The 26,015-nt window shown below is 58.4% G+C and carries 18 protein-coding genes and 1 tRNA gene; 6 read left to right on the forward strand and 13 right to left on the reverse strand.

Annotated features, from left to right (window positions below; genetic code table 11):
* Positions 1 to 36: 36 nt before the first annotated feature.
* From JSY17_RS00345 to JSY17_RS00370, 6 genes are all read right to left on the reverse strand, one after another.
* On the reverse strand, positions 37 to 1,191 hold the full coding sequence (locus JSY17_RS00345; protein ID WP_162880462.1) for a mandelate racemase family protein: 1,155 nt from the start codon (positions 1,189 to 1,191) through the stop codon (positions 37 to 39).
* Between the two features lie 347 nt (positions 1,192 to 1,538).
* Positions 1,539 to 3,224, reverse strand: coding sequence for an ABC transporter ATP-binding protein/permease (locus JSY17_RS00350; RefSeq protein ID WP_206400985.1), 1,686 nt, complete (start codon positions 3,222 to 3,224; stop codon positions 1,539 to 1,541).
* Positions 3,221 to 6,040, reverse strand: a complete 2,820-nt coding sequence (locus tag JSY17_RS00355) for a M16 family metallopeptidase (protein ID WP_206400986.1) — start codon at positions 6,038 to 6,040, stop codon at positions 3,221 to 3,223. Before JSY17_RS00355 ends, JSY17_RS00350 begins: the two co-directional genes overlap by 4 nt.
* A 45-nt stretch (positions 6,041 to 6,085) precedes the next feature.
* A complete protein-coding gene (locus tag JSY17_RS00360; protein ID WP_200977785.1) occupies positions 6,086 to 8,920 on the reverse strand; it encodes a TonB-dependent receptor in 2,835 nt (944 codons plus the stop codon).
* A 154-nt stretch (positions 8,921 to 9,074) separates the two neighbouring features.
* Positions 9,075 to 10,112, reverse strand: a complete 1,038-nt coding sequence (locus JSY17_RS00365) for an AraC family transcriptional regulator (RefSeq protein ID WP_117185685.1) — start codon at positions 10,110 to 10,112, stop codon at positions 9,075 to 9,077.
* A gap of 8 nt (positions 10,113 to 10,120) precedes the next feature.
* Positions 10,121 to 11,035 (reverse strand): GGDEF domain-containing protein, encoded by a 915-nt coding sequence (locus tag JSY17_RS00370; protein ID WP_206400987.1) that lies wholly within the window; start codon positions 11,033 to 11,035, stop codon positions 10,121 to 10,123.
* Between the two features lie 368 nt (positions 11,036 to 11,403).
* Between JSY17_RS00370 and JSY17_RS00375 the strand changes: the two genes are divergently transcribed.
* From JSY17_RS00375 to JSY17_RS00395, 5 genes are all read left to right on the forward strand, one after another.
* Complete coding sequence (locus tag JSY17_RS00375) at positions 11,404 to 13,920, forward strand: TonB-dependent receptor (RefSeq protein WP_206400988.1); 2,517 nt, start codon at positions 11,404 to 11,406, stop codon at positions 13,918 to 13,920.
* A 53-nt stretch (positions 13,921 to 13,973) separates the two neighbouring features.
* Positions 13,974 to 15,902, forward strand: coding sequence for a phytase (locus JSY17_RS00380; RefSeq protein ID WP_206400992.1), 1,929 nt, complete (start codon positions 13,974 to 13,976; stop codon positions 15,900 to 15,902).
* Between the two features lie 87 nt (positions 15,903 to 15,989).
* Positions 15,990 to 16,700, forward strand: coding sequence for a protein TolQ (tolQ, locus tag JSY17_RS00385; RefSeq protein ID WP_117185677.1), 711 nt, complete (start codon positions 15,990 to 15,992; stop codon positions 16,698 to 16,700).
* Between the two features lie 10 nt (positions 16,701 to 16,710).
* Positions 16,711 to 17,157: a protein TolR gene (tolR, locus tag JSY17_RS00390; protein ID WP_117184265.1), complete on the forward strand. Its 447-nt coding sequence runs from the start codon at positions 16,711 to 16,713 to the stop codon at positions 17,155 to 17,157.
* Positions 17,154 to 17,945: an energy transducer TonB gene (locus tag JSY17_RS00395; RefSeq protein ID WP_162880461.1), complete on the forward strand. Its 792-nt coding sequence runs from the start codon at positions 17,154 to 17,156 to the stop codon at positions 17,943 to 17,945. The genes tolR and JSY17_RS00395 overlap by 4 nt, the downstream gene beginning before the upstream one ends.
* Positions 17,946 to 17,963: 18 nt before the next feature.
* On the opposite strand, the gene JSY17_RS00400 is transcribed toward JSY17_RS00395, so the two are convergent.
* The 3 genes from JSY17_RS00400 to JSY17_RS00410 form a co-directional block, all read right to left on the reverse strand.
* The gene (locus JSY17_RS00400; protein ID WP_122370799.1) at positions 17,964 to 18,953 is read right to left on the reverse strand and encodes a FecR family protein; all 990 of its coding nucleotides are present in this window, start codon (positions 18,951 to 18,953) and stop codon (positions 17,964 to 17,966) included.
* Between the two features lie 121 nt (positions 18,954 to 19,074).
* The gene (locus JSY17_RS00405; RefSeq protein WP_117164914.1) at positions 19,075 to 19,587 is read right to left on the reverse strand and encodes a sigma-70 family RNA polymerase sigma factor; all 513 of its coding nucleotides are present in this window, start codon (positions 19,585 to 19,587) and stop codon (positions 19,075 to 19,077) included.
* A 161-nt stretch (positions 19,588 to 19,748) separates the two neighbouring features.
* Positions 19,749 to 21,374 carry an NADP-dependent glyceraldehyde-3-phosphate dehydrogenase gene (locus JSY17_RS00410; protein ID WP_206400995.1) on the reverse strand — a complete coding sequence of 542 codons (1,626 nt, stop codon included), beginning with the start codon at positions 21,372 to 21,374 and terminating at the stop codon, positions 19,749 to 19,751.
* 161 nt (positions 21,375 to 21,535) lie between these two features.
* Here JSY17_RS00410 and JSY17_RS00415 point away from each other — a divergent pair.
* Positions 21,536 to 21,611, forward strand: a tRNA-Asn gene (locus JSY17_RS00415).
* A 365-nt stretch (positions 21,612 to 21,976) separates the two neighbouring features.
* Here JSY17_RS00415 and JSY17_RS00420 read toward each other — a convergent pair.
* The 4 genes from JSY17_RS00420 to JSY17_RS00435 form a co-directional block, all read right to left on the reverse strand.
* On the reverse strand, positions 21,977 to 22,387 hold the full coding sequence (locus tag JSY17_RS00420) for a DUF4189 domain-containing protein (RefSeq protein WP_206400996.1): 411 nt from the start codon (positions 22,385 to 22,387) through the stop codon (positions 21,977 to 21,979).
* A 268-nt stretch (positions 22,388 to 22,655) separates the two neighbouring features.
* Positions 22,656 to 23,999 carry a DUF1963 domain-containing protein gene (locus JSY17_RS00425; RefSeq protein ID WP_206400998.1) on the reverse strand — a complete coding sequence of 448 codons (1,344 nt, stop codon included), beginning with the start codon at positions 23,997 to 23,999 and terminating at the stop codon, positions 22,656 to 22,658.
* Positions 24,000 to 24,573: 574 nt separating this feature from the next.
* Positions 24,574 to 24,876, reverse strand: coding sequence for a hypothetical protein (locus JSY17_RS00430; protein WP_232849221.1), 303 nt, complete (start codon positions 24,874 to 24,876; stop codon positions 24,574 to 24,576).
* Between the two features lie 20 nt (positions 24,877 to 24,896).
* Entirely contained in the window at positions 24,897 to 25,961 is a 1,065-nt protein-coding gene (locus tag JSY17_RS00435) for a LacI family DNA-binding transcriptional regulator (RefSeq protein ID WP_206400999.1), read from the reverse strand.
* Between the last annotated feature and the right edge of the window lie 54 nt (positions 25,962 to 26,015).

Genomic DNA, 26,015 nt, shown 5'->3' on the forward strand with positions numbered 1-26,015 from the left:
GAGGGGCGCTCTGATCGCCCCGCGTGGTACAGCCGATCAGTAGCGTTCTAGAGTATGCGTCTCGATATAGCTGAAGTTGATGTCTTCGCCCAGTCCCGGCTTCTGGGAAAGGTGCACGAAACCGTCGCTGTCCATCGGGTCGACCAGGGTATTGAGGTAGGCCGGCACATCGTCGTATTCAAGGAACGGATGCAGCAGGCCGCGCTCGTACCAGCGGCAGTTGCTGATAGCGCCGACCACGCTCAGGTTGGCTGCGCCGTTGCCGTGGACTTCGCAGTCCATGCCGAATGACTCGGCCAGGTGTGCGACTTTCATGCATGGGCCGATCCCGCCGACGCCCGCCACACCGGCGCGCAGGATATCGCAGGCCTTGCTGCTGACCCAGCTGGCACGGCTGTGGTATTTGCCGGCAATGCTTTCCGGGCCGAGTACCGGAATGTCCAGATTTGCGGCCAGCCAGGCATAGGATTCGCTGGAGTCTTCCATCATTGGCTCTTCGAACCAGGCGAAGTCGAGCTTCTGCAGTTCGCGGCCTATGTAGAGGGCGTCGGTGCGGCTGTACCAGTGGTAGCCGTCGAGCATCAGGGCGATGTCCGGCCCTACGGCTTCGCGCACGGCAGCGCAGGCCTGGACGTCCATCTGTGGGTTGGGAGCGAACGAGATCGGCGGCATCCAGGTGTGCAGCTTGATGCCCTTGTAGCCGCGCTGGACCAGCTTTTCGGCGAACTGGCCGTATTCATCCGGTGTGGACAGACCGCCCGGCATATCATCGCCGCACATGGTCGAGCCGTAGGCCAGCACCTTGTCGCGATAACCACCCAGCAACTTGTAGACGGGCAGTTTCAGGGCGCGCCCGGCCAGATCCCACAACGCTTGTTCAACCAGCGCCAGAGCGCGATCGGTGAACTGGCTGGCGCTGCCGCGTTGCCAGTGGGCCAGTTCCTGCCAGATCTTTTCCCGGTTCATGGGGTTCTGGCCGATCAGCACCTTCTTCACGAATGACTCGATGATGTGCGGACGAATCAGCTCGGGTGCACCAAAGGAAAAGCCTTCGCTGCCATCGTCGCAGGCGATGCGCAGCATGCCCATTTTGACCGGTTTTTCTTCGCCTGGGTGGGCGTGCCCGGCGCTGTCCACGGCGCGACGCGAGGGGTAGGAAAAGACATCGACACTGACAGAGATGATTTTCATGAGGGCCTTCATTGGTCTTGTATTTATAAGGAGGTTATTCGTATGTCGTCATACAACATTGGGGCGATTATTTACAGATGTTGAAGGCTTGGTCAATAGTGGTGTGACGACTATTTGGATTATTTGCGGTTTTTATAGGGGGTTATGGGAGTCATCATACAGATTTTGAGATGACGTCTTTCTTGTCATCATACTTCTATGGACGAACAGGAGCGGGTTCATCCGCGAGACGTCATTGAGGGCGACACATGTTCACCGGATGTACACGCCTCTTCGCGAATGAATTCGTTCCTGCAAAATGGCAGCAGACGCCGGGAGCTGAGGCTCCCGGCTTTTTGAGGCGGGGGTCAGGCGAGGGAGGGGCTGGCGTGCAGCGGACTGCCAGCCTGCAGATTCAAGGTGCGCTGGAAGAGGTTTGCAACGCTGGGTTGATGGCTGATGCCGATCACCAGCGTGTCGGGCAGTTCCTGTCTCAGGAAATTGAGCAGATGGCAGGCGCTCTGATCGTCCAGTTGATTGGTTGCTTCATCCAGATACAGCGTCTGCGGCGCATTCAGCAAGGCGCGAGCCAGGCCCAGGCGTTGCTGTTCGCCACCGGACAGTTCGCGTGTCCACTCGGTCTGCTGGTCCAGGCGATGCTCCAGTTTCGACAGGCCGACCTGATGCAGAACCTGCACAAGGCGCTCATCGGAAGGGCATTCGGTGGCCGGATAGGTCAGTAACTGGCGCAACGGCATTTCCGGCAGATAAGGCTGTTGCGGAATGAGCAGGCTTGATCCGCCCGGCAATTCCCAGTTTCCCCGGTAGTAGGGCCACAAGCCTTGCAGGGTGCGCAGCAGCGTGGATTTGCCCAGACCGCTGCGGCCTTCGATGCGCAGCCATTCGCCTGCCCTGGCGCTGGCATTGATGTTGTCCAGCAGGATGCTGCCATCGGGGCGGTGGATTTGCAGTTCGTCGATCCGCAAGGCTACGGTGCGTTCGATGTCGCGAACCTGGCCACGGGTGGCCTCGATGGCCTGATGAAACTGGCCAAGCCGTTCCACCGTGGCGCTCCACGCCGCGAGCCGTGGATAGACGTCGATAAACCAGCTGAGCGAGCCTTGCACTGCCGTGAAGGCGCTGCGGATCTGCATCAGGCCACCGAGGGTGATGGTCTTGGCCAGGAAGGCGGGCAGGGCGGCGAAGACCGGGATGATGCGGCTGACCCGGTCATAACTCACGGTGAAGAACTGCAGCTTGCGCATCCGCTCCATGAGCTGCCACCAGTTGCCGGCGATATGCTCGAAACGTTCGCCCAGTTGGCGTTTCTCGACCGCTTCGCCGCCATACAGCGCGATCTGCTCGGCATGGTCGCGCTTGCGCAGCAGGCTGGCGCGAAAGTCCGCTTCATAACGCTGCTGCTGAAAGTTGAGCGGCTGCAGGGGGCTTCCGAGAAAGTGAGTGAATGCCGTGCCGAGCACGGTATAGAGCACGGCCGCCCACAACAGATAGCCATGGATGGTGATGTCATGGCCCAGCACCTGGAAGTTCAGGACCCCCGAGAGGTTCCACAGCACCCCGGCAAAAGCCAGCACCTGGGCCATGTTGATGATGAACGATGCCAGTAGCTCGACGCTGCGATCCACCAGCAGGTCCACATCCTCGGCAATCCGCTGGTCCGGGTTGTCCGGTTCGCCGGTCAGCCCCAGACGGTAATAGGCCTGGCCCTGCATCCAGGCATCTATGGTGGTTTTCGTCATCGCCCGACGCCAGCGCAGCACCAGCGCCTTGCGCAGCCATTCCAGATAGACAACGATCACCACGTAGCCGGCGATGTACAGGCAATACTGGCCCATCAGCGAGTACAGCGCTTCGGTCTTGAACTCGCCCAGGGTGTCGTAGAACGTCTTGCTCCAGGCGTTGATCCAGACGTTGATCTGCACCACCAGCAAACCCATGCCGATCACGCTGAGCAGCAACATCCAGGACAGCCATTGCCTGCGGTCCAGCCAATAAGGGCTGGCCAGTGCGTAGAAGGTTTTCAGGGTTTTCATTGACCGGCTACCGCCTCTTTCGGCGCAGGCAGCAGGCGGAACTGCACCAGGTTCTGCCGATCGAACAGCTCACCGGCCAGACGCTTGAGCGCCGGAACCGTCAGGGCGTCGAGCAATTGTTGTTGCTGGCTCAGGTAGCGCGGATCGCCCCAGTAACGATCACTGAGAATCAGGCGGCGCATCTGGGTCTGTGGATCGTCGCGGCGCAGTTTTTCCTGACGTATCAGGTTTTTGCGGGCGGCGACGATGTCTTTTTCGCTGATGGTCTTCGACAGTCCGGCAAGAGTGGTCCGTGCCAGTTGCCAGAGCTCTTCGACACGCGCCGGATCGCTGCTGAAGTTCAGGCTGCTTTCGATGCGTTGGGTCTGTTGATTGAGCGTGCTGTCAAAGTTCAGCCGATAGACTCCAGAGGCTTCGCCCCGAAGCTGCTGCTTGAGAGCGGCCAGGGCAATGTCCCGCAAGGTGGCGATGCGCGCGGCATCCACCGGTGTCCAGGCGCGAGGGTGGTAGCTGAAGGCATACAGCATGGCACGGGGCTCGATGCCGATGGCCAGTTCCTGAGCGCGGTAGCCACTGAGTTGCTGTTGCTGGCTGGTCTTGAGAGGCTTGCCACGCGGGATGCCGGCCAGTTCCTGTTCAACCAGAGGCTGCAGAGCGCTGGCGTCGATATCAGCCATCAGGTAATAGGTCACCGGTGCCTGGCTCAAGCGTTTCCAGTCATTGTCCAGATCGCGGGTCTGTACGTGTTGAAGATCGACAATGGTTGGCGTCTGCCAGTTGTCCTGGCCGTATTGCAGCTTGCGCAGGGTTTTGTCCTGTAGCTCGCGAATATTGTCTGTGTTGCGTGACTGACGCTCGATCAACTCGTCCCGTGCCTGCTCGAAGGCCTCGCTGTCGATGCCTGCGGATGACTGACTCAGGCGATAGGCTTGCAGCATCGATTGCAGGCGCTGTTGCACAGGCAGGTCTTTTTTCACATCGTTCGTCGACAGGTTCAGTTGCAGGCGAGCGGCTTCCTGATCGAGTGAAAGGCTCACGCCTTGCTCTTTGCGCCAGCGATTGATCTGCTCCTGATTCCAGCCTTGCGGGGCGCTCTGTTCGGTCAGTTGCGTCGCCATCTGGCTGCGCCAGGCCGGAATCTCGGCGGTCATGAAACCGGCGCTGGAATCTGCCTTCATCTCCAGTCGACCGTTATCGCCATTGCGCTTGAGCCAGACCAGGCGGTCGCCGTTGCTCAACTGCCAGTATTCGACGTTCTGTTCGGCGAATGCCTTGCGTTTCAATACCTGTCCCTTGGCCGGAGCCGCAGGCAAGGCGGGCAGGGCATCGGGGGTTGCCGCAGCCGCGGCGGTTTCGGTTTGCGGCGCGTCCAGCGGGCTGCTCTGGATGTGCGCCAGCAGGCTGTTTACGGCTTCGACCGTGGGCAAGATCAGCGGGCGCAGGCCCGGAGCCGAGAGTTGCAGAACCCGGTCCTGGCTGTCGGTCCAGCTTTTCAGGCGTTGATTCAGGTCCTTGAGGTCAATGCTGTCCAGTGCCTCGAGATACTGCGTGGCGATGTCGTGTCGGGTGAGCACGACGCGATTCTGATTCGCGGCATCATTGAGATCGGTCACCCATTTCTCGAAACTGCGTGGCTCGTCGTTTGCCAGCATCTTTTTCGCGATGGCCCGGAGTTCCTCTCTTTCCCGGTTCATGTCGCTATCGCGCAGGCCAAAGCGCCGGACACGCTCGATTTCCGTCAGCAGTTGTTTCAACGCCACTTGATGTTCGTCACCTTCTACACCGGCAGCAATGCCCAGTACGCTGGAGTAGTCGCCGATCAGGCTTTTCTGTACGGTCAGGCTGCGCACGCCGGCTTCCCGTGGCTGGAGACGCAGCTGTTCAAGCAGGGCTGACAGGGTGATGCGATCGATCAGGCGTTCACGCAGGCCGTCCTGGGTCGGAGCGCGACTGGCAGGTTCATGCAGGCGGAACAGCAGGGCCACTTGATTGGTGCCGCTCTGGCTGTCCTGCAGACGGACGATTTTCAACTGGTTGTCGAGGGGCAATTCCCGATAGCTTTTCTCGGGCAGTTTCCCCGGTCTGGCCTTGCCGAACCAGTGCTCGATACGCGTGGGCAGGGTCGTGGGATCAATGTCGCCGACAATGGTCAGCACCATATTGTTGGGCACGTACCAGCGTTGTCCGAAGCTCTGAAGCTCAGCCAGTGTGGCCGAGCGGATCGCGGCTTCGTTGCCGATGGTGCGATGCTCCGGGTAGCGAGAGCCGATGCGCTGTGAGGCGGTGCGCTGGTCGTTCATGCGTTGGGCGACACCCAGGCCGCCACGCCATTCTTCAATGACGACCGGGCGTTCCTGTTCCAGATTGTCCGCGGTGTAGTCATGGGCCAGTGTCAGGGTCGCAAGCGCCTGCAAGGCCTGTTCGGTCTGGGCCGCGCCACCGGTCGGGCTGAGCATGTACAGCGTGCGGTCGTAGTTGGTCATGGCGTTGTAGTTACGCCCCTGAGCCCAGCCCCACTGATTCATGAGCATGCGGATATTCGCGTCCTGACCGGCACGGTTGTAGAAGTTCAGGTGCTCGACCATATGGGCGACACCCACCTGATCGTCTTCTTCGTCCACCGAGCCAGCCTTGACCGTCAGGCGCGCATCGATGCGGCCGCGTTGGCTGGCTTCACGGACCAGGCGGTATTCCAGGCCATTGCTCAGAGAGCCGCGTATGACCTGTGGGTCCCAGGTCTGGGGTTGCGGGCTGCCGGAAAACTGCGCGCAGGCGCTTAGCATCAGGCCCGACAGGCTCATGATTATTTTTTTCATCAGGAATCTCGGTTAAAGCATCTGGACTTATTGGTTATTGCAGGCTTAGAAGCGGTAGCCGACTTCCAGCCAGTACTGGCGACCCACTTCATAAGTGCTGCGCGCACTGTTGCTGATAATCGGGTTGATCTTGTCGGCAACGTTGGTCACGTCCACGGCAACGAAGGCGGCCTGATCCTTGCCGGTGGGCAGTTCCCAATCCAGGCGCATGTCCCAGGTCGGTGCGCCCTTGACTCTTGCCGTTTCGTACACGGCCACATCGTCGCCATCTATGACGACGTCATCGCCGGTATTGATGATCTGGTCGTAACCTCCGCGATAACGGAAGAAGTTGCTCCAGGTCAGATTCAACTGCGGGATCTCGGTGATGGTGGTCATGCGAGCGGTCCAGGGACGGTTGAAGTCACTGGCAGGAAGGTCTGTGTATTTCATCCGTTTGCCGTCATAGAGCACGTCCTGATTGGTATACATCTCCGAGTTGATCGCATCGTCGTAGTTGCCATAGGCATCGCGAGTGCGGGACCAGTCGAAGGCCATCTGCACGCTGGTCCGGGTGCCCTGGAACTTGAGCTCATGCACGGGGGTGATGCTCAGTGTGATGTTGTCGCTCTCACTCTTTCCTTCGTTGGTATAGGTGTAGTACTCGGTTGCATAGCCAGTCTCGGCCGATAATCCCTGAACGCGGGCCAGGGAGCGGTTGATCTTGTCTTTGCCCTTGCGGTTGACATATTTCAGGCGAAAGTCGGTATCCAGCCAGCGCTGGTCGATGCCCAGAGTCAGTTCGTCGTCATAGGGGATATCGAGAGTGGTGAACTTGTTGGTACTGGCCTGACGGGTACCCACCCAGGCTCCGGTCTGGGTCTCGCGGGCGTAACTGGTATTGAGTGCCCCACGTCCGTCGGCCAGACGGTATTTGTAGAGGTTGCGACCGTAATAGCGGTTGGCACCAAAGATCAGGACGGTACTGCGGTCGCCGAACAGGTCATAGTCACCGGAGAAGCGCGGAGCGATGTTTTTCTGCTCCATATAATCGTCGCCCTCGAAACGCAGGCCCGGGCGCAGGGTCAGCTTGCCGACTTCGATCTTGTCCTGAGCGAAGAAGGCGTATTTGTTTTCCGTCAGTTCAATCTTGCCGGCTTCATAAGTGGTCATCCGGGTCGCGTATTGGCGGATGTTGCCGTTGAGCTGTCGGCCTATCGAGCAAAGCGAGTCGTTACCGGCGCAGGTGGCGACATTGTCCCTGCGGAAGGTGGTTGCGGAGATCACGTCGTCGAGGCGTTCCCAGGTGGCGACCTGATGCGACAGTTCCATGCCCGTCGTGAAACTGTGGGTGGTACCTGCAATCTGGATCGGGAACCAGTCGGCCTTGGTGTTATAAGTCATGCCGCGTTGAGTCTGTTCGAGCGATCCTGACGAACCCTCGGCGCTACGGGCTGTGTTGCTGTTGGGATTGCCCCAGTTCTTGACCGTCGAGTAGTACCAGTTGATGTATTCGTCCGACTCCGCATCCCGTGAACTGGTCAGGTTGGTAAGCGCCAGCTTGTTGGTCCAGACGGCATTGTCGCCTTGCCATTTGGTCGTGATCGCACCCTGGAAACCACCGCCTTCGGTGGTGAAACCGGAGTTGATGCGGTTGGCCCGGAAGTAATAGTTTTCCTGTGGCGCATAGGTCAGGGAGGTATCGACGGTCAGTCGCTCACTGGCGTTCCAGTAGGTCTTGAGCAGGTAGTTGTCGATTCGCCGGGTCTGGTCCTTGCTGTTGGGCTGAGTGGGGCTGTTGTAGCCGTTGTCATAGGCATTGAGCGGAATGGTGGCGCGCTTCTGGGAGAAATTGAGGATGGCTCCGAAGTTCTCGGTCAAATGGCCTTCGAGTGTTCCACGCACCGTGGTTTTCTCGAACTCGGGCTGGTACTGCTCATCCGTGGATGTTTCGAAGCCTTCCTGGTCATTCTTGCTGATGTGGTATTTGGTCCACTCCGAGCGAGTCATCGTGGCCGAAATCTTGCCGTGCATTTCCTGAGTCGGTTTGCGGGTAATGGCGTCTACCACACCGCCATTGAAACCACCGTATTCGGCAGGCACGTTGCTGTCGAAGACCCTGACTTCTTCAAGCAGGTCCGCATCCAGCGCAATGCCGTGAGAGCGGCTGGGGGCCGAGTCGAACTGACGAATCGAGTTGTAATCGTGCTCGCCCGGATCCAGGTCGTTATTGATCGAGATGCCATCGATCATGAAGTTGTTCTGGTAGAACTTGGCACCGTTGATGCTGACATCCGCCGGGTCGATTTCACCGGGGGCGTTGGAGCTTTGCTGGGCATTGTTGAACTGCACGTTGGGGTGCATGCGCAGCAGGGTCGTGATGTCGCCATTGGCACCGGGGAACGCTTCGATGGCCTTGCGGCCAATCACGGTCTGACCCTGGAAGCTGTTCTCTTCCGGTTCGCCCAACACTACCGTGCTCTGCAACTCCATCGCCGCATCGAAACCAGCGGTCCGGGTCTGATGGAACACCAGACTGCCTTGTTCATAGCCCCAGCCAATGCCGGTGCCATGCAGCAGTTTCGCCAGAGCCTGTTCGCTGCTCATCTGGCCCTGGACGGCTTGTGAGTAAAGACCGCCCAGCAAGGCCGGGTCGACGCTCACCTGCAGGCCGCTCTGCTGGCCGAAGCTGATCAGTGCGGCCGAGAGTTCTTGTACCGAGATATCGAAACTGTGACGGGTTTGCAGGATCTGTTCACGCTCGCTCAGCGGTTCGCTGGCCATGACGGTCTGGCTGCTGATCATCCAGCACAGGCTCAAGGCGCTGAGCTGTGTGGCGTGATTCAGGTGTTTGCGAATCGCTGCGCCCAGGCTTCGCGATGGCTGAGTGTTCGGTGTCATCCCACGTCCCCGTACGGGTTAAAACCCGCATTTTTGAATGAGAATTGATCTCAATGTTATGTGCGAGTCAAAGGACGGGGCAGCGTGGAAAATTTTCAGAAAATAATTGAAAAAACTTCATGAAGGGCGGGTGTGGACCATTTTCAGGTCGTTTTCAGTCGAAGTTGAACAGGCGCTGGATCAGCTTCGGCGTGCTGCCGGTCCAGCGTTTGAAGGAACGACGGAAGTTGGCGGGATCGTTGAAATTCAGGTATTCGGCGACAGCCTCATTGCTCAGGCCCTTGATCTGATACAGATGCAGAGCCACATGCTTGCGGGCCAGATCGTGCCGGGCCTGGAAGCTGGTGCCGTGTTTCTGCAGCTTGCGCTTGAGGGTTGCCGGGCTCATGGCAAAGGCCTGGGCAGCCTGATCCAGGCTGGGGGCTTCGCGCACGTTATCGCGCAGATAACAGTAAATCCGGTCCGGCAGGCTGGCGTACATGCCCAGTGCTTCCAGTTGTGCGCCGGCTTCCTGCTGGGCGACCTGCCCGGCAATCGGCGACGCGCCCGGCCATGGGCGGGTCAGGCATTCCCTGGGAAGCCGCATCATGTCCAGCGGTCTGCCGAACGCAGTGTTTTCCCCCAGATGCACCCAGTACTGTTCGATGTAGCGTGGCTCGTCATGACAGAAACTGCATTCCCAGGGCAAACGCTCACTGCCCAAGGCATGGCTCATCGCAATCAGCGCGGTCATGCCGGCTTCCAGCACAAACTGCTGTTGTTCGCCTGCGCCGCAACTGTCCAGCCAGTAGAGATAGGCATAGTGCTCGTCCAGTTCCAGTCGCGGGGTCAGCAGCGGGCTGAGCAATGCCTGCTGCCGGATCAGTATCTCCAGGGCCTGATGCAGATTGCGGGCATGGCGCAAGGCATGGCTGGCAGCGCCGTAATGTCCGGGAAACAGGCGCTGGCCAAACAGGAAACTGGTGTCGTCGGCATCCATCTGCCGCCGGACATTGGCGATCAGGACAAAGAATTGCTGCGGGCTCAGGCGCGTCTTGCCCGCGATGATGTCCTCGTAGAACAGGCCGGTGCCCTTGAGCAGGCGATGACTGTCGATGCCCCGCGACAGCGCCAGATCGATCAGGGTCGCCGGCTGGTAGTGGCCGGGAATGAATCGGCTGTCGATTTCGTACCAGTCGCATTTGATGGTCATGGCAGACCTCAGGCTATTCGCGGCAGAGGCTGACGGACGCGGGCCAGCGAAAGATTGAGGCGCTTGAGCAGATTCTCGGGCGTCTCGTCCATGGCCATGACTGCAGCGGTGCTGGCCGAGAGGTGAAGCCGTTCGCCCTGTTGCCGGGTTTTGTGGGCCAGTCCGGCAACGGCTTGCTGCAATTCCTGGGCAAACAGTTTTGCCTGGCTTTCGCCGGTATTGGGCAATAGCACGACAAACCGGTCGCCCGCCAGGCGACAGAGCAGATCCTGACGCCTCAGGTTCAGTACCAGCAGGTGGCTCAGAGCCGACAGGACTTCATCGCCTTCGGCATGGCCGAACGCCTGATTGATGGCGCTGAAATTATCGACATCTACCACTACCAGCGACAGCGGTTGCTGATTGCGCTGGCTCTGTTCCAGGCTGATGGCCAACTGGCGCTTGAGATAATCGGCGCTTCCCAGCGGGGTGAGTTTGTCGAACAGCCGATGCTCGCGAAAGCCGCGTTCACGTTTTTCCATCTGGGCGCTGATTGCCAACTGTTCCCGGTGCCAGTGGTAGATGCCGATGGTCAACAGAATCAGGCCCACCGGCATCGGGCCGGACTCCAGCCAGTGATCCCAGCCGATGTCCTTGGGCAGGCGGATGAATTCGTCCAGCGCATCGATCCACCAGGAAAAGAACACGCAGCTCAGGCCCACCGACAGGTAATTGGTCACACGGCCGGCCGGGCGGCTCTTGAACACCAGAAACAGCCAGATCAGCGCCAGGACTGCAGAGCCGCCTTCGCCGATGATATCCAGCCATTTCCATTCGCTGACGTACTTGATATCGCCAAAAGCCATAAAGGCGAGCAGCCCCATATTGGCCGCGACCATCAGCAGGGCGAGTTTTCCGCGGTGGGGTTTGAGGATACTGAACATGGCCTGACGGGCTCCCGGAGCGCTTGATGCCGGCCAGCACAACAGATGACTGTGACACTTGAGTGACGGGGAAAAGGGTCGAATCGGCTCATGGGACATGCAGGCAGCCAATAGTGTTTCGTGGGAGGCAGCTTGCTGGTGACAGGGCTGAAGTCGCCAGCAAGCTGCCTCCCATAGTATTACCGGCGCTGTGACTTCCAGAAAACTGCACAATCGAGGGTCAAATCAGCTCATTTCCTCTCCAATACCCTCGATTTCAAGGCTTTTCGGAGTTTCCTGTCACGGAACCGTCACGCCTCGACTCTAGCTTGCGCCTCCAGTTGCCGGGTCATTTGCCTGGCCCATCGTGAAGCCTGGAGAGGACAGACATGTACAAGCGCCGCAGCAGGGCACAACTGGTCGGCTACACACTCAGCGCACTGGCTCTGGCGATTGCCAACGAGCGGCTGCAGGCTGCCGAGGTCAATGCCACCGAGCATGTCGAGGTCGTGGGGCAGGCGGCAAGTATCGATCAGGCGCTCAAGGAGCAGCGTTCTTCGGACAGCATCAAGAGTGTGGTGCATGCCGATGGCGTGGCTCAGTTACCGGACCAGAACGTCGCCGAAGCGGTGCAGCGCCTGCCGGGTATCAGTGTTGAGCGCGATCAGGGCGAAGGCCGTTTTGTTACCGTGCGTGGTCTGGCTCCCGACCTGAACAGCGTCACCATCAACGGTACGCTGGTGCCTGCGCCGGAAAGCGGTCGTCGTGCTGTGGCACTGGATGTGCTGCCTTCGGAGCTGGTGCAGTCGTTGTCGGTGATCAAGACCCTGACGCCGGACATGGATGCCAATTCCCTGGGCGGTACGGTGGATGTCGAGAGCCTCTCGGCTTTCGATCATAAAGGCCTGTTCTACACCGGCAGCAGCGAAGCCAGTTATGACAAGAACAGCGGCCAGACCAGCCCGAAGTTTTCCGGTGCAGCCAGTAATCGCTTCAGCCTCGGCGATGGCATCGACAACTTCGGTGTTGCGGCAGCCCTCAGTTGGCAGAAGCGCGATTTCGGCTCCGACAATGTCGAGACGGGCGGTGCCTGGGATGGCCAGAGCCTGCAGAAATTCGAGCAGCGCAACTACGACATCAGCCGTGAGCGAGCTGGCGGCGGTCTGAACTTCGATTACAAGCCGGACGATGTCAGCAGCTTTTACCTGCGGACGCTGTACAGCCGCTTCAAGGACGATGAAGTCCGTACCACCAATGGCTTCGAATTCGACAATGCGCAGGCCGCCGGTGTGCTGGGCGATGCCGAGGGAACCCGCAAACTCAAGGCCCGTACCGAAACCCAGGAGATCAAATCCTTGGTGTTCGGCGGTGAACGCATGTACGACCTGTGGACGGTCAGTGGTCAGGTCGGCTACAGCGAGTCCAGCGAAGACAGCCCGGGGCATATCGCAGGTGCCACTTTCGTGGGCAACAATGACTTCGCCAATACCGGTTTCTACGACAGTGAAAAGCCGCGCCCGATTGTCGGCTCCGGGTTTTACGACGCTTCGAACTTCACCCTCGACAAAGTCGACTGGGAAAAGCAGAACACCCGAGACAAGGAAAAGAATCTGCGTCTGGATCTGGCCCGCGATTACGATTTCAAAGGCTATGCCTCGCAGTTCAAGTTCGGTGGCAAGGTCAGTCGACGTGACAAGACCAATGATCTGGAAGTCTGGAAATACGAGGATTTCGATACGCTGGGGCTGACTTCCAGTGATCTGAATCTGACGCAATTCCAGAAGGGCACCATCGATTACCGGCTGGGCAATTTCGGCAATGGCATCAGCCCTGGCGCCATCAAAGGATTGCTGGGTGGGCTGAATGCTGCGGATTTCTACGATGAGTCGGAGTCGCGGGCCAACGACTTCACCATCCGTGAAGACATCAATGCCGGCTATTTCATGAACACTCTGGATATCGATAAGTGGCGCTTCATTGCCGGCCTTCGCTACGAAGGCACCGAGATGGACGCCAAGGGCACTGGCGTGCGCGACGGCGCGTTCGAATCGACCCGGACCCGCCGCGATTACCACCACTGGCTACCGGGCCTGCATGCCCGCTATCAGATCGACAAGAGCACACAGGTGCGTGCGGCCTGGACCAAAAGCGTGGTGCGTCCGACCTTCGGGCAACTGGCTCCGGGTTTTGTGATCGACGATGACGAAGCCAGCTTTGGCAATCCGGATCTGAAACCGCTGGAGTCCAGTAACCTGGATCTGGGCATCGAGCACTTCATGGGGCGCGCCGGTACGGTTTCGGCCTTTGTGTTCTACAAGGATATCCAGAACTTCGTCTACAACACCGATCTGGCGGGGACGGGGCAGTGGGCGAATTTTTCCGAGGCCAATACCTACGCCAACGGCGACAAGGCCAAGCTGTACGGCCTTGAGCTGGCTTACTCGCAGAAATTCGACTGGCTGCCTGCACCCTGGAATGGCTTGCTGCTGGGTGCCAACGCCACGTTCAGCCGCTCGGATGCCAGCATCAAAGGCTTCGATCAGAGCACGGGCACCAATCGCAAGCGTGATATCGATCTGCCGAGTCAGTCCGATACGGTGGGCAACCTGATGCTGGGCTGGGAAAACGACAAGCTCAGCCTGCGGCTGTCGGCCAACTACAAGTCGGCCTATCTCTATGAGCTCGCGTCCATCGGCGACAAGGATCATGACCTGTATGTCGATGGCCAGACCTTCATCGATTTCAGCGCTCGTTACTCCCTGAGCAAAAACCTGAAAGTCAGCTTCGAAGCGCAGAACCTCACCGATCAGCCGTACTTCGTCTACACCGGGCATCGATCCCTCAACAGCCAGTACGAAGAGTACGGCCCGACCTACAAGATCGGCCTGACCTTCACTCATTTCTGATCCGTGCCGGCGGCCTTGCTGCCGGATAACCCTGCTCAAGGATTCAAGTGTTCATGAAGATTTCGTTGCCACGCAAGACGGGTTGCCTGTCGCTGTTGATCGGCCTGATAACCGGTGCCGCGCAGGCTGCACCCACCCCCGAGATGAATATTGTGCGCTGGGCTGAAAGTGAACCGTTCAAGGCGCAGTCCGTGGAGTTTCTGCCCGGCAGTGATGGGACGAAGCGCCTGGCGGCCAGTGTCAGGAGCGGCCTGTTGCTGCTTGATGAAAAGGGCCGCCAACTGGCCCGGATGCCGGGCTCTTATCAGGCGCTGGACAGTCGTCAGGCGGGAGAGACGACATGGGTTGCGACACTGGACAATCTGCGCCAGCAACCGATGCTGAGCCGCATCGATCCTGCAAGGAATCAGTGGTCAAAACCGGTCTACCTGCCGGCACGGGATTACTCGGTCACAGGCTTGTGCCTGTATCGCGATGACGCCAGCAATGTGTTTCTGTTTCTGGTCGGTGACGAGGGCAAGGGTGAGCAATGGCTGGTAGGCAGCGGCGATAACCTCGATGAAAAACCGCGTCTGGTACGCAATTTGCCGCTGCCGCCTAATGCGGAGTTCTGCCAGGTTGACGATGGGGCTCATCGCTTGTTCGTCAATGAACAGAACATTGGCTGGTGGGCCTACCCGGCGCATCCCGAAGCCGATGTGGCTCGCATTCCAGTCGCCTTGCGTGAGCCCTTTGGCTCTGTCAGACAGGCTGCGGGTGCCATGGCGGTGGTTCCCGGCGGCTTGCTGGCGCTCGATCCCAAGGGTAAGGCCTTGCACCTCTATCAGCAGCAGGGGGATGGCGAGAGCTGGTCATCGGTGGCCGAGCTGTCGCTGATGAACCTGAAAAAGCCTGAGGGGCTGTCGGTGCACGAAAGCCAGAACGGCTTGCAACTGCTGCTCAACGACAACGATGGCGACCGCCTGTTTGAAGGCGAACTCGGCTGGAAGCCGAAACCGGTCGCTCTGGCTGCGCCGTTGCCCAGCGTGACGGCTGTCGCTCAGAGCGAGCCCGTGGCGCGTCAGGGCGATGCGGCTGACGATCCCGCGATCTGGATTCATCCGAAAAATCCGGCGCAAAGTCGCGTATTGGGCACCAACAAGAAGCAGGGGCTGCTGGTTTATGACCTCAAGGGCAAGCAGCTTCAGGAACTGGCCGTCGGGCGTCTGAACAACGTCGATGTACGCCCTGGTTTCATGCTGGGCAAGCAGAAGGTCGATCTGGCGGTGGCCAGCAATCGTGATCGCAATAGCCTGAGTCTGTTCAGCATTGATCGCAATAGCGGAGTGCTTCGCGAGGCGGGCGAAATTCCCACGCCGCTGGCGCAGATCTACGGCATCTGTCTGTTCCAGCCGGTCAGTGGCGAGATCTATGCCTTTGCCAATGACAAGGATGGCAGCTTCCTGCAGTACCGGATCAGCGCGCCTGACGGTAAGGCCAGGGGTGAGCTGGTGCGCAGCTTCAAGGTGGACAGCCAGCCGGAAGGTTGCGTGGCCGACGATCAGCGTCAGCGACTGTTTCTCGGCGAGGAAGACGTAGGTGTCTGGGCGGTGGATGCCCGGGCGGATCAACCGGCAACCCTTTCCAGTGTGATCAAGGTCGGCGATGTGGTGCATGCCGATGTCGAGGGGCTGGCGCTGTATCAGAGCGAACAGCATGACTATCTGGTGATCTCCAGCCAAGGCAATGACAGCTATGTGGTGGTCGATGCCGAAGCGCCTTATGCGCTGCGCGGTACATTTCGTGTGGGCCTCAATGCCCGGCTCGGCATCGACGGGACTTCCGAAACGGACGGCCTGGAAGTGACCTCGGCCAACCTTGGCGGGCCATGGAGCAAAGGCATGCTGGTCGTACAGGACGGCCGAAAGCGTATGCCCGAGCAGGCACAGAACTTCAAGTTCGTGCCTTGGGCCGATGTGGTGAAGACCCTCGCTCTGCCGTAAGTCGTTTGTCATCAAGCGGTGATAAATAATCGATTCATACCGGCACCCGCCTTGAGCGCCAAGTGCCGCCTATCTGGGAACTTCAAGATGCACGCCACGCTGGAACACATGACGATCTGGGGCCTTATCAGCAACGCCAGCCTACTGGTCAAGGCTGTGATGCTGACCTTGCTGATGGCTTCGCTGACCAGTTGGTATCTGATCATTCAACGCAGCCTCGCATTGCGCCATGACGCACATTCTCTGGATGCCTTTGAGCAGCGTTTTCGTCGCGAACCTGAACTGACGCCGCTGTACAACGAGGCCTTTGAGGCGGGTGAGCAGGCCAACGGCATTCAGCGGGTCTTTCAGGCGGGTTATGCCGAGTATCAACAGCTCAGGCATCGCCCGGGCATCGAGCCCGATGTCGTATTGTCCGGCGTCGAGCGTTCGCTTCAGGTGGCGATCAGCGAGCAGGAACTGCAACTGGAAAAGGGTCTGCAGTTTCTTGCCACGGTGGGCTCGGTCAGCCCGTATATCGGTTTGTTCGGGACGGTCTGGGGCATCATGAATGCTTTCATCGGCCTGTCTCAGGTGCAGCAGGCCACGTTGTCCACGGTCGCTCCCGGCATTGCCGAAGCCTTGATTGCAACCGCCATCGGTCTGTTCGCAGCTATCCCGGCTGTCATTGCCTACAACCGCTTTGCTGCACATGGCCAGACGCTCGCATCCCGTTACTACAGCTTCGGCAACGAATTGCAGGTACGCCTGAACCGGACTCTGCAAGGCCTGACTCGCAACATGGCCACTGCGGCCTGAGGGACTTTCCATGCTGGTCAAACCCCAACGCAAACATGGTCCGAAGGCCGAGATGAATGTCGTGCCCTACATCGACGTCATGCTGGTGCTGCTGGTGATTTTCATGGTGACTGCGCCGATGCTGACCCAGGGCGTGAAGATCGAACTACCGAAAGTCGCCAGTGAAGCGCTGCCCACCGATACCAAGCAACGCATCGTGACTCTGTCGGTCAAGGCTGAGGGTGGTTATTACTGGAACCTCGGGGAAAACGTCGACACCCATGCGCAGACCGATACCGCGGCCAGTCTGGAAGACATGCAAGAGCGTATCGCCAGACTGGTGGCCGAACGCGCAGACACCCAGGTGTTCATTCGCGCTGACGACAAGGCCGATTACGGACGAGTGGTCGCTGCCATGGCTGCCTTGCAGCGCAGCGGCGTGAGCCATCTGGGACTGGTGACCGAGGCCCCGCAATGAACACCATGACACTGGAACTCGAGTCTCGCGGCCCCAGTACCCTGGACTGGAGCACGCTGCGCAAGAACGGATTGGCGGCTGCCATCGCTTTCGGACTGCATGTCGCGGTGCTGGGGGCATTACTGTTCGGCTGGAGCCTTCAGGAAAAACCATCCGAACCCGTCAGAACGATGACCACTCAACTGTTCATCCTGCCGCCCGAACCTGCACCTACCCCTATTGCTCCTGCGTCTGTCGTTGAGCCTGTAGTCGAGCCAGCACCCGTCGTCTCCAGACCCATCGAGCCGCCCCGGCCACAGGTCGATACACAACGCCAGGCCCGTCAACTCGAACAGGCCGCACTGGCGCGCAAGCGTGTCGAAGAGCAAAAGCGCGAGCAGCGCCAGCGCGCCCGGGAGGTCGAGCAGCAACGTGTGGCGCAGCAGCAACAGGCCGAGCAACAACGTCAGGCCGAGCAGGTCAGACAAACCGCCGAACGTGCTCGCCAGGCCCAACAACAAACGGCGGCCGCCGACAGCAGCCAATATCAACCTGTCAGCAAGGAAGCCCCCGACTATCCCCAACGCGCACTGGACAAAGGTATCGAAGGCGACTGCACCGTCATCTACGACGTTTCACCTCAAGGTCGCGTGGTCAATCCACAGGTTCAGGGCACCTGTCATCCACTGTTTATCAGGCCATCGATGACTGCGGCTGAGACCTTCCGGTATCAGCCGCGGATTGTGGAGGGGAGGGCGGTGACGGTTTCGGGAGTGAAAAATACGTTTCATTACCGGATCAAGCAGTAAAGCAGTGTTGCGTGCAGGTCAGCGCGAAATCACCAGTACCCACGGCCCCCAACCCTCAACCTTCGCCCCATGGGGCTGCGCCATTGCGCGCAATGCGGCTTCAGGATTGCTGGTGTCATAGACGCCGGTGATGCGTTTTTCGGCCAGTTGCGAGTCTTTCAGCCAGAGGGTGCCGGGCAGGTAGCGGCGCAGTTCGTCCACCACATCGGCCATGCGGGCGTTGTCTGCAATGAGCTGGCCATTGCGCCAGGTGGCGATGCGATTGGCAGGCAAGGTCTGCAGCTCTGTCTGGCCGTTGCTGCGGTTGAAGTCCAGTTGCTGGCCTGCGGTCAGGCCGGAACTCAGGAGCCGGTTCGATTCGCGTTCGGTAACTTTGACCGATCCGTGTTGAACCCCTACCTCGATGTTGTTCTTTTCCAGATCGACATTGAAGGCTGTACCGGTGACGGTCACATCAAGGTCTTGCGCCTGCACATTGAAAGGCTTGCTGCGATCGGGTTTGACTTCGAAGAAGACCTGCCCGCAGAGCAGGCGAATATCGCGGCGAGTGGCCGTGAACTCAAAGGCAATGGCGCTGTTGCTGTCGAGCACGGCACGACTGCCGTCCGGCAACTGGATTTCACGTCGTTCGTTGGCAGTCTGGAAGTCTGCCTGCAAGGCGGTGTTCAGGCTGGGAGCCACTGCCGCGACGAGACAGGCGGCCAAGGCTCCGCCAACGGCCCAGCTCAAGGTGCGTCGGCGTCTTGGGCGGGCGGCGGGAGGAGGTGGTGGTGCCGGAGCTGCTACAGGTGGAATCGGCGGCCATTTATGGGCTGTGGCCGGAGCAAGCTGGCCGGTCAGGCTCCAGACACGTTCAGCCTTGAGCAAGGCTTCGGCATTTTCCGGTGCTGCCTGCAGCCATTCCTGAAGTTCGGCCTGCAAGCGAGCATCATCGGAGTCCTGCCGGACACGCATCAACCAATCCAGGGCAATATCCAGACGAGCTTGGCGAGGTTCGGCTTGCGGCATGTCCGGCAAGGCTCCAGCGGTAGAAAAGGCGTGGGAGGGTCGCACACTATCGCGCCCTTCTGCAAAGGACGTTTGGCCCGCGTTTTTTTTCAGATTTTCCTGAAAACTTTTTGAAGGGGGCTCAGCCATTGCCTCGCTCCAGCCAGGCTGCGCAATGACTCAAGGCATCATGTACCAACTGGTGGGTCAGCCCGACCGAGATGCCAAGGGCTGCTGCGATCTGTTGCAAGGTGTAGCCACCGAGACGATGCATCTCGAAAGCCATGCGGGTTCGTTCCGGCAATTGCGCCAGTGCATCGGAAACCTGTTGCAGTTGGTCATGGCTGACCGCTTCCTGCTCGGGCGAGGCGGTAGTGGCCGGCAGTTCCGCCAGCAGGGTATCGCCGTCGGGCTGGCGCTTTTCGGTGGCGATGCTGCGTGTCAGATCCAGCGCCAGATTGCGTACGATGCGATACAGATAGCCGACCGGGTGGTCGATGGCAGTGTCCTGGTTCTGTCTGCTGTTGAAACGTAGCCAGGCCTCCTGGACGACATCTTCGGCCCGTGCACGGCAGCCTACGATCGGCGCGGCGTAATCCACCAGGGCCGAACGATGCGTCAGATAGAGGTCAAGTTTGCTGGCGGACGAATCCACTGGGGTTAATGCTCGTATCGCGTGGGAAGGTGCGACATGTCCTGCCCGAAAACCAGCATGCTACCTGTTTTCGATAATCATTATCAAATGCGATTTATGGCTTTCAGCCACTTGTTGTCAGGAGCGCAGCGTTGCTGCTGCGCTCCTGATTCCGGCACTTATCAGAAGATGTAATCGGTGGTCAGGAAGCTGGATTCCCGATTGCGGATGATGTCGCTGATGAGCGTCTTGTTGCTGTCCTGGAATTTGGTCGCCACCAGTGTACGAATCGAGAACACTCGCAAGGCATCGTGAACCGACAGAGTACCCTCCGCGGAGTTCTTGCGACCATTGAACGGGTACTGGTCCGGACCACGCTGACACTGGGCGTTGATATTGATCCGGCCGACCTGGTTGGCGAAGGCATCCACCAATTTTCCGACCTGGGTCGAGTCATTGCCGAAGATACTCAACTGCTGGCCGAAATCGGAGTCCAGCACGTAGTCGATCACGGTTTGCAGGTCGCGATAGACGACCACCGGCACGACCGGCCCGAACTGTTCTTCGTGGTAGACGCGCATGTCCGGTGTCACGGGATACAGCAGGGCAGGGTAGAAGAAGCTTTCGCTGACTTCTGCGCCGCCTTCATTGATCACCCGAGCGCCCTTGCCGGTGGCATCGTCGACAAGACCTTGCAGGTAATCGGTCTTGCCCGGCTCCGGCAGTGGCGTAAGGGAAACGCCCGGCTCCCAGGGCATGCCGGGCTTCAACTGCGCCAGTTTCTGCTGGAACTTCTCCAGAAAGCCTTCCACGACATCTTCATGCACGAAAAGAATCTTCAAGGCAGTACAGCGTTGGCCGTTGAACGACAGCGATCCGGTTACCGACTCGTTGACGGCATTATCCAGATCCACGTCGGGCAGCACGATGCCGGGGTTTTTCGCATCCAGCCCCAGCGCGGCGCGAAGGCGGTGAGGGCGCGGATGCAGCTTTTTCAGGTCGCTGGCGGCCTTGTTGGTGCCGATAAAGGCAAACACATCGATCTTGCCGGTCGCCATCAAGGCACTCACCGTTTCCCGGCCACGTCCATAGATCACGTTGATGACGCCGGCCGGGAAGCTGTCGCGGAAGGCTTCGAGCAGCGGGCGAATCAGCAGCACACCAAACTTGGCAGGCTTTAAGACCACGGTATTGCCCATGATCAGCGCCGGAATCAGGGTGGTGAAGGTTTCGTTCAGCGGATAATTGTAAGGCCCCATGCACAGCGTCACGCCAAAGGGCACGCGGCGGATCTGACCAAGGGTATCCTGCTCCAGCTCGAAACGGCTGGAGCGACGGTCCAGTTCTTTCAGCGCATTGATGGTATCGACGATGTAATCGCAGGTCCGGTCGAATTCCTTCTCCGAGTCCTTGAGATTCTTGCCGATTTCCCACATCAGCAGATTGACCACCGCCCGACGCTGTTCGCGCATGCGCTTGAGGAACGACTCGACATGCTGAATGCGCTCGACCACACGCATTGTTGGCCAGCGACCCTGGCCACGGTCATAGGCCTGGACAGCAGCATCGAGTGCCGTCATGGCTGTTTCTGCATCCAGCAACGGCGTACTGCCCAGAATTACCGGCTCAAGCCCTGTTTCGGTTCTAAGACAAACCGGGCTGCGCACCGGAGCCAGCGGCCCTGGCCATGATTGCAGTACACCATTGACCAGATATTCCCGCTGCTCGATGGCCGGGCCTGTGCGGTACTGCTCGGGAATGTCCTCAGCGGCAGGGAACAGCGTTTCAAGACGGTTAGCCTGGGTCATCTCGTTCTCCTTTCAGTGATCAGCGTTGCAGGGGCAAGCGAACACACTACGCCACAGCAAACCCACGACGAAACCCTCAGCCTGCAACTGCCTGTTTATCATCAATATTTTTTCAAGGTGATGCTTGACTTGCCTGTTTTAATCGGTAAGATAGCGCTCATTCCGCGATAGCTCAGTTGGTAGAGCAAGTGACTGTTAATCACTGGGTCCCTGGTTCGAGTCCAGGTCGTGGAGCCAGAATTTCATGATGTAAATCAAGGTCTTGCGTAGTTTCTGCTGAAAGCGCGACAAATGACAATGAATAGGTCATTTGGCTTTCAGAAGTGAAATCGTGCAAGACCTTGTTTTTTTGCAGCTGAAAAAAGTTGCGCTCCCCGTTTTGACGATCCTGTGCCGTCTCTTGATCAATCGATTTGGAGGCGTGCGTCATGAAAATCGTATCCATAAGGTGCCAAGCCGACTGGTCATACTTCAGCAGTGGCTTGGCCGACAGGCATGGGTGAGCAAGCCATCAAGCGAATCCGAACTCATGTAGTACTAGTACTAATACAACTGTATTTAAAAACATAGTACCGCGCGCAAGCGAATCGCCTGGCGACCAGTCAGTGGTATATCCCGCCGCATTTCAGGCCTTGGCATACGACCAGCGACAGAAAGTCCAGGTAGCCCTGAACCTGATTTCCCCGCAACTGCAAAGCCAAGTGCTTGAGCAATGGGCGCAGCGCTGTGACAGGCAAGTGATGCATAACCCGGCGGGCTACCTGTTCGGCATGATCGACAGGGCGCGGAATGGGGAATTCAACCAGTTTGGGCAGACTGGCGTGGGCCGCGCTGATGGACGGGAAGCCGGGCTGTGTTTCGACAGCCAGATAGATTTTGCAATCAGTGGCTCCGCCTAATGCGCACTGGTAAATAGCCACCGACCGCGCTTCATCTTCAGATAATTTATTGGCGGCAGTTCCCACTTCTCCAGTCGCCTCCGAGCGCGCAATCACCCCCCAGGTTTTAGCCATTCACCGGTTGAGCGGGAAGGGGGCGCGCCTCTCAGAGGCTCATCGGGCAAGCATTGCATACTCCCCGCTTGAGCCCCTACCGGGCAGCGCTTCTGTGCTTCTATCGGTACTGCGCATAAAAGGAGCAGGGCGCATGCGGCATAACTTAGAGGCTTTATCTGTTGGCTCGCCGAGTCGATTTCGAACGGGTGTTCCATCCACCGGCCAACTGGAAGTTAGCGAAGTTTCAGTCCTTGCTCATACCGTGACAGAAAGCCTGAAGAAAGCCTCAATGTGATTCAACCACTGCTGCTACGCGATCAAAGTTCCGGACCGCCAGGTCTTCCCTGGAGATCCAGAAAGTCGCTTGGCCGCAATCCCCGAAATTGAGGTTGATGGCCGGGTCCCAGGCGAGCTGAAGCAGGCATACTGGCTCCCCCTCGATATCAGGCATTGTGCCCTGTAACAGCGGAACATGTCCCAGCAACTGATGAACCCTGGCCCTGGCACAGTGCTTGCGCCCATCGGGATGCTGGCGCAGGCTTTCCTCATAGGGCAAGTGCTCGCCTTCCAGGTCGCGGTATAGCCTCAGTGGGATCAACCCGGCGGTCTCAGGTGAGCCAGCGGCGTACGCGACAGTCGCCAGCAGCCCTTTGCGTAAGACACGGCCCATTATTCGCTCGTGCAACGTGGTGCCTTCATCGCCGATCTGTTCAATGAGCCAGTTTCTGAATGCCTCCCTCGTGGCTTCATCGGGAACATTATCCCAGCCGAGCAGCGCAGCGTGATCCACCCAACGCAACACATCCTCGTCAGCTACAAACTGCCGTGTTTGCTTGCTTCGCTCATTGCCTACAAGGCGCGCCAGGCGATCTATCATGATGCCGACCTGTGGGAAATCCAGTTGATAGCGCAGCGATGCGGACAGCGGCGGCTTCCATTGGAAACCAGCGTCGGCGTCAGGCATTAGGCCTGTCGCAGCCACTGCGGCTCCCAGACTCAGCTCGGACCAGCGCTGCAGGTAGGCGGTGAAGTCTGGCATCGAGCCGTTCTGCGGCGTCGGCAAACTGTCGATGTCTGGCCAGGTTTCCATCCGCCGCGCAACCAGTGGCCATTGAACGTGCAGGCATGGACCACTTTCACCGGGTAGCAGCCAGCCCGGTCCCGTAAAGGGGCTGTGCGTTGCGAACACGCCTAGAATCGGGCGCAGCTGTTCCGGTGCCTGGCGCTCGGGCTGGTCCTCTGGCACATGTGGCGCATACAGCACCCGGACACGTTCCTGCGGGGCGTCGGTATCCCAGATCTGTTCTTCTTCGTTTACAGCAAAGAAGAACAACATCCCCTGTGTTGGCATAGACGATTCGATAATGGGCAATTCTGCGCAGTCGATCTGAGCAAGAAAATGCATAGGCGTGGACTCGCCGTAACTGACACCCAGTGGCCATTCAAAAGCCTGTGGCAATTGCGGCAGGCCGCCGAGCCGACTGCGCACGCGGGGAAACGCGGTGGGTGGATAAATCCGTTGCAGCACGATGCCCGTTTTGCGGTGCTTGTGGAAGTAAGCCTCAAGCTCGGCTTCCGCCTGGTGATCGCGCAGACTGGCGTCGTAAGAGGATTGCGTTTGAATGTCCATTGCCTGAAATCTCTAGGTTGCAAAGTTGCAAAGCGTCAGAACACCGCTGTGGCTAGTCAGTACGCACTTTGAGGTGTACCGAAAGGAAAACAGTAATCGAGCGGCTGATGCTTTTCGATAGCACAGGTGTGCTATCGAATTAATGGCGCTTCGAACACGGCCTCGTCGTGGCCTATGCATTTTTTGATAACGAAGCTGTGCTCGACAACAGTCAGGCCTGCATTGCCGCGTTGCAGATCCTGGCTGATACATGAGGAGAAGGATAAGTGCCAAGCGATCCATGCCATGGACTGTCGAAACCCTGCCCAAGGACGATGCAGCCCTGTTTTGCGCCGCAAGCGCAAGACGAGGGCTGGATGCTATGTCTGTTCTGGGGGGCTGCTATCCAGTCACAATGCTGAACGGGCATTGAGTACGTTCTGCATCGCAGAGGGGTGGTAGTCCGTAGTTTTGGCCGGAAGTCACCGGAGTCTGTACATTTATTTGGAATACCAACTGGAATACCGCGAGAAGTTGGATTGAGCAATATGCTTGTATCCATATCTTGCAGGGGACGGTCAAAAGGAGCTGCTGTTTACTCCAAACCGGGCAAGCTGAGCAGGCCGCTTGTGGTGCGTTTGCTAACGCCGCTGGGCATGAGGATTTTGTGCTTCTTCATCTCTGCGAGTACCGTCAACCATTCTGTTTTGCCAAAGCGCAGCTTGGTGTCATTCCGGCTATGCGTAACTTCGTTGTCGATGGCTTCATCGGAAAGCGAGCGGCCTTCGAGAATAACCCCATATGTCTTCATCTCAACGTCAGATCTGCTACCGTTTTGCGAGTTAGAAGCTTGAGTCAGTGAAATTTCGGCAGTTGGGCAATTCTGCATCAGCGGCAACAGCCTGAGTGCCAAAGGGATCAGGTAAGTTTACGTCGCGTGCTGTCTCTGATCACGAGATTGGTTGAGAAGATGACAGGGGGCAACTCATCGAGCGCTGACCCTTCAAGCTTTTTAAGTAGAAGATGTATGGCGGTTGTCGCCATATTAAATAGCGGGGAGTCAACACTGGTCAAGGTAGGAATGCTGAATTCATCATATTGCATGTTGTCGAAGCCAACGACACAGACATCGTCGGGAACTTTCAGTCCAGCATCGTACAAACCCTTCAGGGCGCCTAGCGCCATTCGATCGCTGGCAAAAATCATTGCATCGGGGCGTCGATCAAGTGCACAGAGGTACTGGGCCACTTGCATTCCACTGGCCATTGACCAGTCACCCGCAATCTTCCAGCCATTGTCCAACGATAAATTGTACTTTTTTAACCCTTCGAGATAACCAAGGTAGCGCTCTTCGATATCCTGATTGGTGTGCCCATTTCGTTCCCCGGCGATAAATGCGATATGACGACAACCACCGCTGTAAAGATGATCAACTATCTGTGCTGTAGCGATTCGGTTGGCTTGAGCAACATAAGTAAAGTCTGGATCCATCGTCCCGAACAGAATGATGGGGACATCATGTTTTCTGAGTGCTGACAATACGGGGTTATCAGGCTGTTCGGTGACTGCAATGACACCGACGATACTCCCGGAACGGTAGAGCCCCAGTATTTCTTCGAGGGCCGGTGCCTGGAGGGCTGAGGGCTTGCGTTGCAGGAGTGAATAACCCACCTGATCTGCAGCTAATCCCAAAGACTGTACAACGTTGCTCCAGTAGGTGTCTTGATTCTGTCCGGAGCGATTGTCATAGGGACTGCGCTCGCCGAAAAAGATACAGGCCACCGTTTTTGTCGGAATGTTGCGCAGCGAGCGCGCCGCCACACTGGGTACGAAGTTCAGTTCACGAATCACCTCCTGGACCCTGGCGAGGGTCTTCTTTGCAACTTTTTCAGGGTGGTTGATGACCAGGGAAACTGTCTGAAAACTAACCCCGGCGGCATCGGCGACATCCCGAATGGTGATTCTTTTTACTTCACTTCGCATAACTCTCCGTACACACTTCATGCCGCGAGTGTGAGTTCAACAGCCCAGCCAGTA

Source organism: Pseudomonas capsici (assembly GCF_017165765.1).
Taxonomy (GTDB): Bacteria; Pseudomonadota; Gammaproteobacteria; order Pseudomonadales; family Pseudomonadaceae; genus Aquipseudomonas; species Aquipseudomonas capsici.